This window comes from Cupriavidus phytohabitans (assembly GCF_000426345.1).
GTDB lineage: Bacteria > Pseudomonadota > Gammaproteobacteria > Burkholderiales > Burkholderiaceae > Cupriavidus.
Genome location: NZ_AUFE01000040.1, coordinates 55,065 through 70,349, shown reverse-complemented (window position 1 = coordinate 70,349; position 15,285 = coordinate 55,065). Strand labels below are relative to the sequence as shown.

The window sequence follows — 15,285 nt, the reverse complement described above, 5'->3', positions numbered from 1 at the left end:
TGCGTCCTGGCGAAATCGGCCCGGGGCGCATGAGCTACGAGCTGCGACGCCTGCGCCTGCATGGCCTCATCGAGCGCGTGCCCAAGACCCACCGCTATCGGCTCACCAACCTGGGGCTGCAGACGGCACTCTTCTACACGCGCGTCTATTCCCGCATCTTACGGCCCGGCCTTGCATTGGTCAGCCCTCAGGCGCCTGCGGCCTCGCCAGCATCCTTGCAGCGCAGCTTCCGCACCGCCGAGCAGGCCGTCAACACATGGTGCGATCAGGTCAAAATCGCCGCGTAGAAAAACTTGACTCAATCACTACGCAATCAATTCAGTCAAGGAATCTAGCAAGCTGCGGCATCCTGGCGCTTTCGGCATGTACCCTGACTCCGGACGGAACAGGGGCCTTTACGGTCATGACACCGGCCAGCTTCGATCGCACCTTCACCGCAGCAGCAGGCGCAATGCGCGACCAGGGACTGGCGATCAGCGTCGAGGATCCGGTCAGCGGCATAGTGGTCGGTAACCTGGAAAGCAGCTCGGTGATTGCTGGCGTAGACCAGTTGGCAGATGGCCACGTGCGGGTGACATTTGACAGCACGGGCGCAAACGATCCGGCGTTGATGGCGCGCATATCGAGCAGCTACAACCACCGCATGGGGCGCTAAAGCACGCCGGCGGCGGCGTCCAGCAAAAAAAAGCGCGCCGTCCCTGAGAGAGAACGGCGCGTCGCCTAAATGGGAGGGCGTGATGGTCGCACGCCCCCCGATCCGCCGGACCCACTAGCCGGCGGGGGTGACCAGGAGAGTCAGGCCACTTTCTTGTCTTCGAAGAACTGCTCGTCTTCGGTCGAACCCTTGAGGGCGGTCGTCGACGACTGGCCGCCTTCGATGGTCTGGGTCACGGCGTCGAAGTAGCCGGTGCCGACTTCGCGCTGGTGCTTGACTGCGGTGAAGCCCTTCTCGGCTGCCTTGAACTCGGCTTCCTGCAGCTCCACGAATGCGCTCATCTGGTTGCGGGCGTAGCCGTAGGCCAGGTTGAACATCGAGTAATTCAGCGAATGGAAGCCGGCCAGCGTGATGAACTGGAACTTGTAGCCCATGGCGCCCAGTTCCCTCTGGAACTTGGCGATGGTGGCGTCGTCGAGGTTCTTCTTCCAGTTGAACGACGGCGAGCAGTTGTAGGCCAGCATCTTGCCCGGGAACTTGGCGTGCACGCCTTCGGCAAACTTCTTGGCGAACTCGAGGTCCGGCTTGCCGGTTTCGCACCACACCAGGTCAGCCACTTCGGCGTAGGCCAGGGCGCGCGCGATCGACTGCTCCAGGCCGTTGCGGACGCGGTAGAAGCCTTCCACGGTGCGCTCGCCGGTGCAGAACGGCTTGTCATTGTCGTCCACGTCCGAAGTCAGCAGGTCTGCGGCCTCGGCGTCGGTACGGGCGATCACCAGGGTCGGCACGCCCGAGACGTCGGCGGCCAGGCGGGCGGCGGTCAGCTTGGCGACGGCTTCGCGGGTCGGCACCAGCACCTTGCCGCCCATGTGGCCGCACTTCTTCACCGAAGCCAGCTGGTCTTCGAAGTGAACGCCGGCGGCGCCCGCTTCGATCATGGCCTTCATCAGCTCGAACGCGTTCAGCACGCCGCCGAAGCCGGCTTCCGCGTCAGCCACGATCGGGGCGAAGAAGTCGGTGTCGCCCTTGCCTTCGCTCCACTGGATCTGGTCGGCGCGCTGGAAGGTGTTGTTGATGCGCTTGACGACTTGCGGCACCGAGTTGGCCGGGTACAGCGACTGGTCGGGGTACATTTCGCCGGCCAGGTTGGCGTCGCCGGCGACTTGCCAGCCCGACAGGTAGATGGCCTTCAGGCCGGCCTTCACTTGCTGCATGGCCTGGTTGCCGGTCAGCGCGCCCAGCGAGTTGACGAACGGCTCGGTGTGCAGCAGGTTCCACAGCTTTTCGGAGCCGCGACGGGCAAGAGTGTGCTCGACCTGGACCGAACCACGCAGGCGCACCACGTCTTCGGCGGTGAAGTTGCGCTTGACACCCTTCCAGCGGGGATTGGTATCCCAGTCTTTTTGCAGGGCCTGGATCTGTTCTTGGCGGTTCATGGACACTCTCCTGAAGATGTTTGGGAATGGCTGAGAATCTCTTGATCACCTGCCTTGGGGCGCCGCCTGTTGGGGGCGTTTTTTGCGTCTCACGTCATGTGTCTTATATAAGAGTGTAGGGAAAGCTCCCGCGTCGCAACAACCCTGAACTGAAGTTGTTGCTTAGTTTTTTTATTCAATAAATTCAGTTACTTACAAAATTTATTTCACGATACGGGACACAATCTTTCATCATGAGAAATGAGGTTGTGCTCTGCAAACCATGTATTCTTGCGGTCCGCAACACCCTTCCACATCGTGAAAAATCGGGGGATGCATGTATCCGCGCGTTGGTTACCGTGCGAGCAAAAGAAAAGGCGCCCAAGGGCGCCGTTGACTGGATGTCTTTGCCGGAACCGCCGTCAGGCGCCGGCAGGGTCGCGCGCCCGGCGATAGGCCACCCAGTCGCCGCTGCCGATGTGCGGCAAGGTGGCCACGGCGGCTTCGGCCACCGGATATAGCAGGCAGGCGACGGACTTGCCATCCTGGTGCACCTCGCATTCCTCGCGCACGAACAGCGTGGCCTGCCCCGGATACACCTCTTCGATCTCGTCCAGCACCGGCAGCAGCGCATCGGGGATGTCATAGATATCCCCGACAACCGGCCCGGCTGCCGCATCCAGCACCAGCCCGGGATAAGTCCCGAAGTCATAGAGCCGGCCCGCCACCGTCGCCGAGCCCAGCAGCATCGGCGCGGCAATGCCGTGCCGCTGCGCGGCCGCGTTCAGGTCGTTGACCTCGCCGGCGCGCAGCGTGCCGTAGACGAAGACGCGCGGCATGCTCAGCCCTCCAGCCGTTCGTCCGAGACCAGCACGCCGTCGGCATCGACATAGATCCAGTTGCCCGGACGCACGACCGCACCGGGCATCTGCACCGTGACCTCGCTTTCGCCGACGTTGCGCTTCTGGCTCTTTTGCGGATGCGCGGCGAGTGCGCGGATACCGATGTCGCACACGTCCAGCTCGGCGCTGTCGCGCACGCAGCCGTTGACGACGATGCCGGCCCAGCCGTTCTTCTCGGCCAGCAGGCCGAGGTTGCCGCCCACCAGCGCGCAGCGCAGCGAGCCGCCGCCGTCGATCACCAATACGCGACCCTGGCCCGGCGCTTCCAGCACGGTGCGCACCAGCGAATTGTCTTCGAATACCTTCAGCGTCGCGGCCGGACCGGCAAAGGCGCCCTGCTTGCCCCAGGCGCGGAAAACCGGCGCCATCACGCGCAGGGTGCCGGCGGCGAGGCGGTCTTCATGGGCGTCGCACAGGTCGGTGGTGACAGGCTTCATCAATGGTCTCCTGATGGATGGTAAGAATCCGTAGCGGCCGCGCCGCGTTCAATGCTGCCGGCCTGCCAGCGCCTGCGCGCGGATCGCGCTGAGCGTGGTGCGCGGCGTGATCACGTCCGGATCGACGCGGATCTCGATCAGCGTCGACACCGGCGCTTCCAGCGCGGCGCGCAGCGCGGGGGCGAAGGCCTCGGTGGTGGTCACGGTCTCGCCGCGCGCGCCATAGGCGCGCGCCAGCGCGGCAAAGTCCGGGTTTTGCAGCTCGGTGCCCGATACATGGGTCGGGTATTCGCGTTCCTGGTGCATCCGGATGGTCCCATACATGCCGTTATTGACGACGATGAACACCACCGGCGCCTGGTACTGCATGGCGGTAGCAAGTTCCTGGCCATTCATCAGGAAGCAGCCATCGCCGGCCAGCGCCACCACCGTACGCTGCGGAAAGGCGATCTTGGCGCCGACCGCGGCCGGCACGCCGTACCCCATCGCGCCACTGGTCGGCGCCAGCTGGCCGCGGCCACCGTTGCGGAAAGGGCGATAGTGGAAATAGCGGTGCAGCCAGCCGGCGTAGTTGCCGGCACCGTTGGTGACCACCGCATCGTCCGGCAGCATCTGGTCGAGCGCGCGGATGACCTCGGCCATGTCGACGCCCTGCCCTGCATAGGCCGGCGGCCGCAGGTAGCTTTCGTAATCGGCATGGGCCGCCTCGGTCCAGGTCTGCCAACGCGGCGCCCCGGCGGGTTCCAGGGCGGCAAGGCGCGCGGCGATGGCTGGCATCGAGGCGTGGATCATCAGGTCGGCCTGATAGACGCTGCCCAGTTCCTCGGCACCGGCGTGCACGTGCACCAGCGTTTGCGCGGGCCGCGGCGCGGCGATCAGCGCGTAGCCGCCGGTGGTCATCTCGCCCAGGCGCGGGCCGACGGCCAGCACCAGGTCGGACTGCCGGATACGCTCAGCCAGCGCCGGGTTGATGCCGATGCCGACATCGCCGGCATAGTTGGGATGGCGGTTGTCGAAGAGGTCCTGCCCGCGGAAGGCGCAGCCGACCGGCAGCGCGAAGCGTTCGGCAAAGGCCTGCAGGTCGGCGCAGGCCTGGGGCGTCCAGCCGCTGCCGCCGGCCAGCACGAAGGGCCGCTCGGCGGCTTCCAGCATTTGCCGAAGGCGCGTCATCCCGGGTTCGCCCGGCCAGCTCAACACGCGCTCGTAGCCACGCAGCTGCGGCACCACGGCCGTCTGCGCCAGCATGTCCTCCGGCAGCGCCAGCACCACCGGGCCGGGCCGGCCCGAGGTGGCGGTCTGGTAGGCGCGCGCTATGTATTCCGGGATGCGCTCGACCCGGTCGATCTGCGCCACCCACTTCGCCATCTGGCCGAACATGCGGCGATAGTCGATTTCCTGGAAGGCTTCGCGGTCCATGAAATCAGTGCCAACCTGGCCGATGAACAGGATCATCGGCGTCGAGTCCTGGAACGCGGTATGCACGCCGATGCTGGCATTGGTGGCACCTGGGCCGCGCGTGCAGAAAGCCAGCCCGGGGCGGCCGGTCAGCTTGCCGTAGGCTTCGGCCATGACCGCGGCGCCGCCTTCCTGGCGGCAGACGATAAAGCGCAACTGGTCGCGGCGGCAATGGAAGCCGTCGAGTACCGCCAGGTAGCTTTCGCCCGGCACGCCGAAGGCAAGCTCGGCGCCATGCGCCAGCAGCGCGTCGACCAGGATGTGGCCACCCAACAGCGGGCCATCCGGCAGCGGCGCGCCGCTGGCTTCGTGCGAATGGGGAGTGTCGGGGTTCGAATGGCCGGGCGTGGCAGTCATGGAAACATCCTCGAGGCAGGCTGGAACAAGGCGGGACGCACAGAAGGCAAGCGAAGAAGGCAGGCAATGCCGGCCGGCGACGGCGCCGGCCGGGTTCAGGCTGCCGGCGCGGCGGCACCTCGGCGCGAACGGTTGCCGTTGCCCACCGTCACCGCGGTGAAGATCGAGATCAGCTGGAAGCCGCCGATCATGAAGAACACCCACGCCGGCAGCTGCGCGTCCATCAGCGCGCCGAAGAACAGCGGCCCGCAGGCCAGCCCGATGTCCAGGCCGGAATAAACCACGCCATAGACGCGGCCGGTGGCGCCGGCGGGCGCGGCGGCGCGCACCAGCAGGTCGCGCGACGGACCGGCGATGCCGGCGCCAAACCCGATCAAGCCCATCAGCACCGGCACCAGCAGTGCGGGGAACAGGTTCAAACCGACCAGAATGGCGATCAGGCCTGAGACGGTAAAGCTGATGGCGATGAGCCGGTCATGGTTGCTGGTGCGGCTGGCGGCAAAGCCGCCGACGACCATGCCGCCGGCGCTGCACAGCATGTAGATGGTGTACGAAGCCGTAGCCAGCGTGAACGGCATGCCGTACAGGTAGGTCAGCGCGGTCGGCGCAAAGCTCTGGATGCCGGCGGCGGAGAACGTGGTCAGCAGGAAAAACGCCCAGCACACCCACACCTGCGGCAGCCGCAGGAAGCCCAGCAGGCTGCCGCCGGCGGCCTTGGCGGCGGGCCGTCCCACGGCGCCGCTCACCTCGCGCGGGTCCAGCACGTGGCGCAGCACCACCAGCACGGCCAGCACCGCGAAGGCCACCACCGAGGCCGCCGCCAGCGCCACGCGCCAGCTGGCCAGGTTGGCGATGGTGACCAGGAACAGGGGCGCCGCCGCCCAGCCCAGGTTGCCGGAAATGCCGTGCACCGAGAAGGCATGGCCCAGCCGCGGCTGCGACACGTGCTTGTTCAGCAGCGTGAAGTCGGCCGGATGGAACACGCCGTTGCCCAGCCCGGCCACCGCCGCGCCCGCCAGCAGCGCGGCGTAGCCGTTGCCGGCCGACAGCAGCAGCGCCGCGCTGCCGAGGAAGGCCAGCCCGGCAAACAGCACCGGCCGCGCGCCGACGCGGTCCACCACGAAGCCCGAGGCGGTCTGCACCACCGCCGACACGGCGAAGAACACCGTCATCAGCAGGCCCAGCTCCGCATAACTCAGCCCGAACTCGGCCCTGATCCACGGAAACAGGGGCGCCAGCAGCAAGTGATAGAAATGCGAGACCCCATGCGCCAGCCCGACCAGCCCGATCACCTGGGCGTCATGGCGAAGCGGATTGCGGACGGGATCGAGAGCGGCGGTGGACATGGCGCGGGCGGAAGGTGCGGTAGCGGGCTGCGGCGGGAGTGATGCGGGAGTGATGCGGCCAGCCAACAAAAAATGCGGGCCGAAGCCCGCATCATAGAGGAAAACCGCGCCCCGCTGCAGCCGGGTGGCGGCCGCGCCGCCTGCCGCCATCCCTACATCTGCTTGAACAGGTGCGCGTACTGGCGGGCCACCGGCAGCAGCTCGGGCCGGTCGCGCAGCCGCAGCGACAACCGCCCCAGAGACTGGTTGACCGCGCTGGCCACGCAGTCGATGTTGACGACCGTGCCGCGGTGGACCTGCCAGAAACGCTCCGGATCCAGTTGCTGGGTCAGTTCGCGCAGGCTGGTGCGGATCAGCGCCTCGCCGGCGCTGGAGACCACGTTGACGTACTTGTCGGTGGCTTCCAGGTAGATCACCTCGTCGACCGGGATGATGCGGACCTCCTGCCCGACCAGCGCCTTGATAAAGCGCAGGTACTGGCGCTGCGCCGCGCCGCCGGGGGTGGCGTGCTCGAGAAATTCGAGCCGCGCCAGCAACTGCCCCAGGCGGTCGGTGTCGAGCACGGCGGCCTCCGCCTCGGCGCTGTCATCCGACTCGCCGCCTGCCTGGTCGTCCGCCGTGTCCGCCATCGCCTGCAGGCGTTCCTTGAGGCGGCACACGGTCGCCTCCAGCCGCTCGCGCTGCACCGGCTTGAGCACATAGTCGACCGCGGCGCGCTCGAAGGCCTCCAGCGCGAACTGGTCATAGGCGGTAACAAAGACCACCAGCGGCGGGATATCAAACTCGATCAGTTCGCGCGCCACGTCCATGCCGCTCATGCCCGGCATGCGGATATCCAGGAAGGCCACGCGCGGCTGGTGCTCGCGTGCGGCGGCCAGCGCGGCCACGCCGTCGTGCACGACCGAGACGATACGGGCCTCGGGCCACAGCGACTTCAGTTCGGATTCCAGCACGCGCGCGAGCAGCGCTTCGTCGTCGGCGATCAGAAGGGTCGGGGTCATGGGGGCGATGTTGGGGGCAGTGAGGAAATCCGGGGCGATGCTGATGACGCTGTCCTATGCAGCGCCTCTGGTTGTCTTCGTGCAGGCGATCACCAGCGGCAGCCCGTCAGGTCCGCTGGATGGCCGGCGACGGCACGGACATGCTCTCCGGCATCGTGACCGTATGCGTCAGCGTCGGCGCCTCGACCGGGCGCACCAGCGGCAGCGTCAGCCGCACCACCACCCCGCGCGGCGTGTTTTCTTCCATCTGCATGCTGGCGGCGGCGCCGAAGATCCGTGCCAGCCGCTCGCGCACGTGGGTGATGCCCAGCCCCGAGCCCTTGCCCGATGCATGGCCGAAGCCGACGCCGGTATCGGCAATGATCACCTGCACCGCATCGTCGCCGGCGGCGCGCGCCGACAGCTGGATATGGCCACCGCTCATGCAAGGCTCGATGCCGTGCGTGACCGCGTTTTCCACCAGCGGCTGGATCAGCATGGGCGGAATCTCTACCTTGGCCAGCTCGCGCGGCAGGTCAATGTCATACGACAGCCGCTGGCCAAAGCGCATGCCCTGGATATCGAGGTAGCTGCGCAGCAGCTCGAACTCCTGCCGCAGCGTGCATTGCTCGGCGCGGGTGTGGGCCAGCGACATGCGCAGGAAGCCGATCAGGCGCTGCAGCAGCTGGCGCGCGGCGGGCGGATCGGTGGCGATCAGGCCGTCGAGGTTGGCCAGCGAATTGAACAGGAAGTGCGGCTCGATCTGCGCCTGCAGCGCCATCAGCTGCGCGCGCACCAGTTGCTTCTCGGCCTCCTCGCGCTGCAGCGCGTCAAGGGCAGCCTGGCGCTCCAGGTAGGCGAGCTTCTCGCGCGACCAGTAGAAGTAGATCATCGACGCCGATGCCAGCATGCCCACCACCAGGCACATGCGCAGCATGTCGCCGGTTTCGGCCACCGACTTGGGTGGCAGGTCCAGCGCCACGCGCGTGGCCCAGCCGCCGATCACCACGCCGGTCGGCACCGCGGCGGCAGCCAGCAGCAGGAAGGGCCAGCGGCGCGGCCGGTCGTTCCACCAGATGCCGACGCGCGGGATGTCGATCAGCAGCCAGATCGACAGGCCGATCAGCTGGCTGTAGACAAAGTTGTGCCAGAGCGTGCCGCCGGTCTGGAAACCGTAGTTGAGGCTGACGGCAATCACCGTGTTCATGCACAGCACGAACAGCAGGTCGCGGCCGAGGATGGTGAGCCGCGACGGGGGCGCGGTGGCGACGGTGGAGAAGCAGCGGTTCATGGCGGTATGTTAGCGCTGGCCAGTCTCGGCGCAATCGGCGCAATTGGCGCAATCCCCCGACGTGACGCGTGTGCCACACTCCCCGGCCAGCGCACGCCACCATTGGCCTGACAGCACATAACGCGGGAAGGTGATCCATTGCTCGGCGAAGATACGTCCGGCGATATCCGCCGGGCCGGCAAACGGCTCCGGCGCGTTGGCCTCCAGCCGGTGCCCGCGCCCCTGCAGTGCCAGCGACATGCCCATGCACACCAGTCCCAGCGCCACCGCAGGCAGGCTCAGCCGCAGGATGCCGTAGGCGCACAGTACCGTGCCCGCCATGAACATCGGCACGGCCACGATATGCAGCAGCAGGTTGCGGGGATGCTGGTGGTTGCGGCCATAGCCGCGCCACTGCCAGCGCAGCAGCGGTTCGTCACGCATGATCGTCTCTCTCCCTTGCCCCTCTTTCCTTGCCCGGCGGGCAGCCGCGCGCAATATCTGTTGCACTGCGGAAGGCGTGCCGCGCAGGCCTGACTGGCAATGCGCGCCACGTGCAGGGACTTTACCCTTCACCCGGGCACGAAGAAAGCCTGTTGCGACGAACGGTGGACACGGGGCGCGAACGGCACCGTGCAGGGGCAGACGGCGCGCGCGGCACGCGGTGGAGTGCCGCCGGCGCCATGCGGAGCCGGGCAACGCCCGTGCACGGCTGACGGGGAATGCCGCTCAGGCCGCCAGCACCTGCCGGTCCTGCTCCGACAGCGCGCTGCTGACGGTGTCGCGCGACAGGTGCGGCGCGAACATATTGATGAAGGCGTGCGCATATCCGCGCAGGTAGGCGCCGCGGCGCACGGCCACGCTGGTGGTATTGGGCGCGAACAGGTGGTCGGCGTTGATGCGCACCAGGCCCGAGTCCTTGCGCTCGTCGTACGCCATCGAGGCGATGATGCCCACGCCCAGCTCCAGCTCGGCGTAGGTCTTGATCACGTCGGCGTCCAGCGCGGTCAGCACGATTTCCGGCTGCAGGCCGGCTTCGGCGAAGGCCGTGTCGATCTTGCGGCGGCCGGTAAAGCCGGCATCGTAGGTGATGAGCTGGAAGCCGGCCACGTCCTCCAGCGTCGGCTCGGGCAGGCGCGTGAGCGGATGGTCGGGCGAGACCACCAGCACGTGCTGCCAGCTGTAGGCTTCGAACGAGGTCAGCCCGGCTTCGGTCGCCAGCGCTTCGGTGGCGATGCCGATATCGGCCTGCCCCGTCAGCAGCAGCTCGACGATATGCATCGGCGACGCTTCCTGCAGGGCGAGCGTCACGTGCGGGTACTCGCGGCGGAAGGCCTGCACCACGCGCGGCAGCGCGTAGCGGGCCTGCGTGTGCGTGGTGGCCACGGTCAGGCGCCCGACATGGCGGCCGGCAAACTCGTCGCCGGCCTGGCGCAGGTTCTCGGCTTCAAGCAGCAGGCGCTCGACAATGCGCACGATCTCGCGGCCAGGCTCGGTCAGCCCGGTCAGGCGCTTGCCGTAGCGCTCGAAGATCTCCACGCCCAGCTCTTCCTCCAGCTCGCGGATCTGGCGCGACACGCCGGGCTGCGAGGTGTAGAGCGCGTTGGCGACCTCGGTCAGGTTGAACTGGCGGCGTACCGCCTCACGGATCGATCGGAGTTGCTGGAAGTTCATCGAGCGGCCTCTTGTTTTTTGATTGACGCGGTGCCGTTGGCTTGCGTAAAGACGCGCAGCTGGCGCGGCCGCACGGCGAGCAGTTCGCCCTCGCGGAAGCCCGCATGGCGGAAGCGCTCGAGCGGAAGCGCCACTTCGATCACGTCCTGGTTGTCTTCACGCTCGAGTTCGAGCTGGGCTACCGGGCCCAGCGTCAGCGCCCGGCGCAGGGTCACGGCGATGCCGTCGGCACCGGGCGAATAGCGCTCCAGGTCCAGGTCGTGCGGACGGACATACGCGACCGCATCGCCTGCAGCCTCGTGGCCGCTGCCGACCACCGGCAGCACCGCCTCGCCGGTATGCAGCAGGCCGCCGCTCTCGCCCACTTCCAGCCGCCCGTGGAACAGGTTCACGTTGCCGAGGAAGCCGAACACGAACGGCGTGGCCGGATGGTTGTAGACCGCTTCGGGCGAGCCGTACTGTTCGACGTGGCCGCGGTTCATCAGCACCACCTGGTCGGCCACTTCGAGCGCTTCTTCCTGATCGTGCGTGACGAATACGCTGGTCACATGCAGCTCGTCGTGCAGGCGGCGCAGCCAGCGGCGCAGTTCCTTGCGCACCTTGGCGTCGAGCGCGCCAAAGGGCTCATCGAGCAGCAGCACGCGCGGCTCCACCGCCAGTGCGCGGGCCAGGGCGATCCGCTGGCGCTGGCCGCCGGACAGCTGCGATGGGTAGCGGTCGGCCAGCCAGTCGAGCTGGACCAGGTCGAGCAGCGAATGCACCTTCTCGCGGATCTGCGCTTCGCTCGGGCGTTCGGCACGCGGCTTCACGCGCAGGCCGAAGGCCACGTTCTCGAACACGCTCATATGCTTGAACAGCGCATAGTGCTGGAACACGAAGCCCACCTGGCGCTGGCGCACATGCTGGTCCGAGGCATCGCGCCCGGCCAGCACGATCTGGCCCGCGTCGGCGCGCTCCAGCCCGGCGATGATGCGCAGCAGCGTGGTCTTGCCGCAACCGGACGGACCCAGCAGCGCGGTCAGCTCGCCTTCATCGAAATCGAGCGAGACATTGTCCAGCGCGACAAAATCGCCAAAGCGCTTCTCTACGTTCTTGACCTGGATGCTCATGATGCCGTTTCCTTATACCGATGCTTGCAGGGGGGTTCCCGCCGTGCCTGCTGTTCCTGCTGTTCCTGCTGTTCCAATTGGCCGCTCGATCACGGCCTCTTCCGTCTCTTTGCGCGCGCGCCATTCCACCAGCGTCTTGATGCCGAGGGTGACCAGCGCCAGCAGCGTCAGCAGCGAGGCCACCGCGAAGGCCGCCGCGAAGTTGTACTCGTTGTAAAGGATCTCAACGTGCAGCGGCATGGTGTTGGTCAGCCCACGGATATGGCCCGACACCACCGACACCGCGCCGAACTCGCCCATCGCCCGCGCATTGCACAGGATCACGCCGTACAGCAGGCCCCAGCGGATATTGGGCAGCGTGATATGGCGGAAGGTCTGCCAGCCCGAGGCGCCCAGCACGATCGCGGCTTCTTCCTCTTCACTGCCCTGCGCCTGCATCAGCGGGATCAGCTCGCGCGCCACGAATGGGAAGGTCACGAAGATCGTCGCCAGCACGATGCCGGGCACCGCGAACATGATCTTGATGTCATGCGCTTCCAGCCACGGGCCGAACCAGCCCTGCGCGCCGAACAGCAGCACGTAGACCAGGCCCGAGATCACCGGCGACACCGAGAACGGCAGGTCGATCAACGTGATCAGCAGGTTCTTGCCGCGAAACTCGAACTTGGCGATGGCCCACGCCGCCGCCACGCCGAACACCACGTTCAGCGGCACCGCGATCGCCGCCACCGTCAGCGTGAGCTGGATCGCGGCCAGCGCGTCGGGCTCGACCAGCGCTTCCCAGTAGGTCTGCACGCCCTTGCGCAGCGCTTCATAGAAGACCGAAGCCAGCGGCACGAACAGGAACAGCGTGAGGAACAGCACCGCCAGCATGATCAGCGTATAGCGCACCCACGGTGCCTCGCCGGTGGCGTCGAACTGGTGATGGACCCGGTCCTGGCGCTGCGCGCCCAGGCGTCCCGAAACCGCGCCCGCCATGTCAGAACTCCTTGCCCGTCGCGGGCGCTTCCGTTGCGAGGGCAGCGCGCGCACCCGACTGGTGGCGGCGCGTCCACGCCTGCAGCAGGTTGATCAACAGCAGCAGCCCGAACGAGATCACCAGCATCACCACCGCCACCGCGGTGGCGCCCGCATAGTCGTATTGCTCCAGCTTGGAATAGATCATCAGCGGCGCGATCTCCGACACCATCGGCATGTTGCCGGAGATAAAGACCACCGAACCGTACTCGCCGGTGGCGCGCGCGAAGGACAGCGCGAAACCCGTCAGCAGCGCCGGCAGGATCGCCGGCAGGATCACGCGCCGGAAGGTCTGCAGCCGGTTGGCGCCCAGGCTGGCGGCCGCCTCTTCCAGTTCCTGCTCCACGTCTTCGAGCACCGGCTGCACCGTGCGCACCACGAACGGCAGGCCAATGAAGGTCAGCGCCACCACCACGCCCAGCGGCGTGAATGCAACCTTGATGCCGAGTGGCTCGAGGTAGCGGCCGATCCAGCCGTTGCCGGCGAACAGCGCGGTCAGCGCGATGCCGGCCACCGCGGTCGGCAGCGCGAACGGCAGGTCGACCAGCGCATCGATCAGGCGCTTGCCGGAAAAGCGGTAGCGCACCAGCACCCACGCGACAATCAGCCCGAACACGGTATTGGCGATGGCCGCGACCAGCGACGCGCCGAAGCTCAGCTGCAGCGATGCCACCACGCGCGGCGCCGTGATCGCCGTCCAGAACGCGTCCCAGGTCATCGTGAACGTCTTCAGGAACGTCGCCGACAGCGGGACCAGGACGATCAGCGTCAGGTAGAACAGCGTGAAGCCCAGCGACAGGCCGAAGCCGGGAAGCACGGTAAAGCGCTGCCTGGCGGGACCGCGCGGCGCACGCGAGGCCGGCGCATCGGGGATGCCCGGCGTGGGGGCATCCGCCAGAGATAGGGAGGGTGGCATGTCGTCTCGTCTGTCGTCGGCCGGCTTCGGACACCGGATCCTTATGACGCCCGCGCATATTGCGCCGGCCTACGAGACAGATTCTGCAGACCCACCCTTATAAACAGAACGAATCTTTCTGAATTTTCTTAGACGATTTAGATATATGGAGCGCCCGGCGCCACTTCCAGCCCGGCTTCCCATGCCGCGGACATCACTTCAGTAGCCCCGGCATCCCGTGCATTCGCGATACGCTGCACCAGCGTGCCCACCAGCTCCAGGCCCTCGGCCCAGTCGCCCAGATCCGAATCGGCGTTGATATGCCCCAGGTTGCCGGCATCGACCAGTTCACTGCCCCACAGCGTGCCCCAGCTGAAGGCGGTGCGCTGCGGCATCCACGGATCGTTGCGGCTGGCCACCAGGATGGTCGGGAACGGCAGGCGGTAGGTCGGCAGCAGGCTGGCGACGGCGAACTTGTCGGGATCGGCCGGCGCCACCAGCATCGCGCCGGCAATGCCCGCCGGGTCCAGCGACGCCTGCCGCAGCGTCGCCAGGCAGCCGAAGCTATGCGCCACCAGCACCGCGCCGCGCGTGGCCACGCGTTGCGCCCGCATCACGCCTTCCGAGACGCGCTCGGCCCACAGCGGCAGGCTCGGGCGCCCAGTCATGCTGCTCCACGCGCTGCCAGTCCGGGAAGCGCTTCTCCCAGCGGCTCTGCCAGTGCCCCGGGCCGCTGCCATGCAGGCCCGGCACGGTCAGCACCTGCAGGTGTCGCGGAATTTCCAGGCGGGTACCATGCGCCGCCGATGATGGCCCTGCCGATGCTCCGATCGCTCGCGTCATACCGGCTCCTTGCTGAGTTCGTGTGCCGCTGGCGCGCCCGTGGCCGCCACTTGTGCCCGCAGGCCGGCCGTGCTGACCAGCGCGCCGGCGAAAGCGCCCTGCCCCAGGCCGATGCCTGCCGCCTGCAGCCGCTCCACGCTTTCGGCGTTCTGCAGCCGCCGCCCGATCAGCGTAACGCCGGCGCTGACGGCGCTGGCGCGCAGCCCCGCCAGCTGGCGATCGGTCCAGGTGCGGCGCATGTCGAGCTTGAGCCAGTCCGGCAACGCATGCGCCATCAGCGCGCCCGCCTCGGCCGGATCCGACGCCTGCAGGCTGACCGCGAAGCCGTTGCGGCGATAGTTGCCGACCACATGCAGCAGCAGCGGCAGGTCGTCGTTGGCGCTGGCCGGCACCTGGATCACGAAGCGCTCCAGCGGCAACCCCAGCGACTGCAGTGCGCGCCGGAACGCGGCGCCGTGATCGTCGGCGACCGCGGCAAGCAGCCGGTTGTGCACGTTCAGCACCAGCTTGTGCGCACCGTCGGCGGCAAAGTAGTTGATCGCGTGCAGCAGCCGCGACAGGCGGTCCAGCGACACCAGCGTGGTGTCGTCGGCGGCCATCGCGAAAAGCTTCCACGCCGCCAGGCCCACGCCATCGTCGGCATAAGTATGGATCGAGCCTTCATGCGCGACCACCGCGCGGTCGGCCAGGGTCACCAGCGGCTCGAAGGCGCTGGTCAGCGAGCAATTGAAGAATTGTCCCTGCACCTGCCCGCGCGCGTCGCGCCACAGTTGCCGGTCGGCCAGCGGCCGGCGCGGCAGCGATTCCAGATAGCGTTGCAGCGGAGTGGCTGCGCTGGCGGGTTCATGCACGCCTGGCATGGCGATTTCCTTCGGTTGACCGGACCACGTCGGGTCCCATGGCCGGATTGGTGATGGCAACGGCGCTGCT

14 protein-coding genes and 2 pseudogenes are annotated in these 15,285 nt (G+C 67.4%); 2 read left to right on the top strand and 14 right to left on the bottom strand.

Features of this window, described 5'->3' with window-relative positions; translation table 11 throughout:
* Both K309_RS0123830 and K309_RS0123825 read left to right on the top strand, forming a co-directional pair.
* Positions 1-287, top strand: a pseudogene (locus tag K309_RS0123830) (hypothetical protein); the annotation flags it as partial.
* Positions 288-403: 116 nt separating this feature from the next.
* A complete protein-coding gene (locus K309_RS0123825; protein ID WP_232232467.1) occupies positions 404-655 on the top strand; it encodes a penicillin-binding protein in 252 nt (83 codons plus the stop codon).
* 140 nt (positions 656-795) lie between these two features.
* Here the strand turns inward: K309_RS0123825 and aceA are convergent, their stop codons facing one another.
* The 14 genes and pseudogenes from aceA to K309_RS0123755 form a co-directional block, all read right to left on the bottom strand.
* Positions 796-2,091 (bottom strand): isocitrate lyase, encoded by a 1,296-nt coding sequence (aceA, locus tag K309_RS0123820; RefSeq protein WP_029048744.1) that lies wholly within the window; start codon positions 2,089-2,091, stop codon positions 796-798.
* A gap of 401 nt (positions 2,092-2,492) precedes the next feature.
* Complete coding sequence (locus tag K309_RS0123815; protein WP_029048743.1) at positions 2,493-2,909, bottom strand: gamma-glutamylcyclotransferase family protein; 417 nt, start codon at positions 2,907-2,909, stop codon at positions 2,493-2,495.
* 2 nt (positions 2,910-2,911) lie between these two features.
* Positions 2,912-3,409, bottom strand: a complete 498-nt coding sequence (gene rraA / locus K309_RS0123810) for a ribonuclease E activity regulator RraA (protein ID WP_029048742.1) — start codon at positions 3,407-3,409, stop codon at positions 2,912-2,914.
* Between the two features lie 48 nt (positions 3,410-3,457).
* Positions 3,458-5,221, bottom strand: a complete 1,764-nt coding sequence (locus tag K309_RS0123805) for a thiamine pyrophosphate-binding protein (RefSeq protein WP_029048741.1) — start codon at positions 5,219-5,221, stop codon at positions 3,458-3,460.
* A gap of 95 nt (positions 5,222-5,316) precedes the next feature.
* Entirely contained in the window at positions 5,317-6,567 is a 1,251-nt protein-coding gene (locus K309_RS0123800) for an MFS transporter (RefSeq protein WP_029048740.1), read from the bottom strand.
* A 152-nt stretch (positions 6,568-6,719) separates the two neighbouring features.
* Positions 6,720-7,568, bottom strand: a complete 849-nt coding sequence (locus tag K309_RS0123795) for a LytR/AlgR family response regulator transcription factor (RefSeq protein WP_029048739.1) — start codon at positions 7,566-7,568, stop codon at positions 6,720-6,722.
* Between the two features lie 106 nt (positions 7,569-7,674).
* Positions 7,675-8,838, bottom strand: coding sequence for a sensor histidine kinase (locus K309_RS0123790; RefSeq protein WP_029048738.1), 1,164 nt, complete (start codon positions 8,836-8,838; stop codon positions 7,675-7,677).
* A 9-nt stretch (positions 8,839-8,847) separates the two neighbouring features.
* A complete protein-coding gene (locus K309_RS37220; RefSeq protein ID WP_051320577.1) occupies positions 8,848-9,261 on the bottom strand; it encodes a DUF962 domain-containing protein in 414 nt (137 codons plus the stop codon).
* Between the two features lie 285 nt (positions 9,262-9,546).
* Positions 9,547-10,491: a CysB family HTH-type transcriptional regulator gene (locus K309_RS0123780; RefSeq protein WP_029048737.1), complete on the bottom strand. Its 945-nt coding sequence runs from the start codon at positions 10,489-10,491 to the stop codon at positions 9,547-9,549.
* Positions 10,488-11,600 (bottom strand): sulfate/molybdate ABC transporter ATP-binding protein, encoded by a 1,113-nt coding sequence (locus K309_RS0123775; RefSeq protein ID WP_029048736.1) that lies wholly within the window; start codon positions 11,598-11,600, stop codon positions 10,488-10,490. Before K309_RS0123775 ends, K309_RS0123780 begins: the two co-directional genes overlap by 4 nt.
* A 12-nt stretch (positions 11,601-11,612) precedes the next feature.
* Complete coding sequence (gene cysW, locus K309_RS37215) at positions 11,613-12,578, bottom strand: sulfate ABC transporter permease subunit CysW (RefSeq protein ID WP_051320576.1); 966 nt, start codon at positions 12,576-12,578, stop codon at positions 11,613-11,615.
* 1 nt (position 12,579) lies between these two features.
* Positions 12,580-13,533, bottom strand: coding sequence for a sulfate ABC transporter permease subunit CysT (cysT, locus tag K309_RS0123765; protein WP_029048735.1), 954 nt, complete (start codon positions 13,531-13,533; stop codon positions 12,580-12,582).
* A gap of 137 nt (positions 13,534-13,670) precedes the next feature.
* A pseudogene (locus tag K309_RS37210) lies at positions 13,671-14,355 on the bottom strand (RBBP9/YdeN family alpha/beta hydrolase).
* Positions 14,352-15,215 (bottom strand): EAL domain-containing protein, encoded by an 864-nt coding sequence (locus K309_RS0123755; RefSeq protein ID WP_029048734.1) that lies wholly within the window; start codon positions 15,213-15,215, stop codon positions 14,352-14,354. The pseudogene K309_RS37210 and the gene K309_RS0123755 overlap by 4 nt, the downstream one beginning before the upstream one ends.
* Positions 15,216-15,285 lie beyond the last annotated feature (70 nt).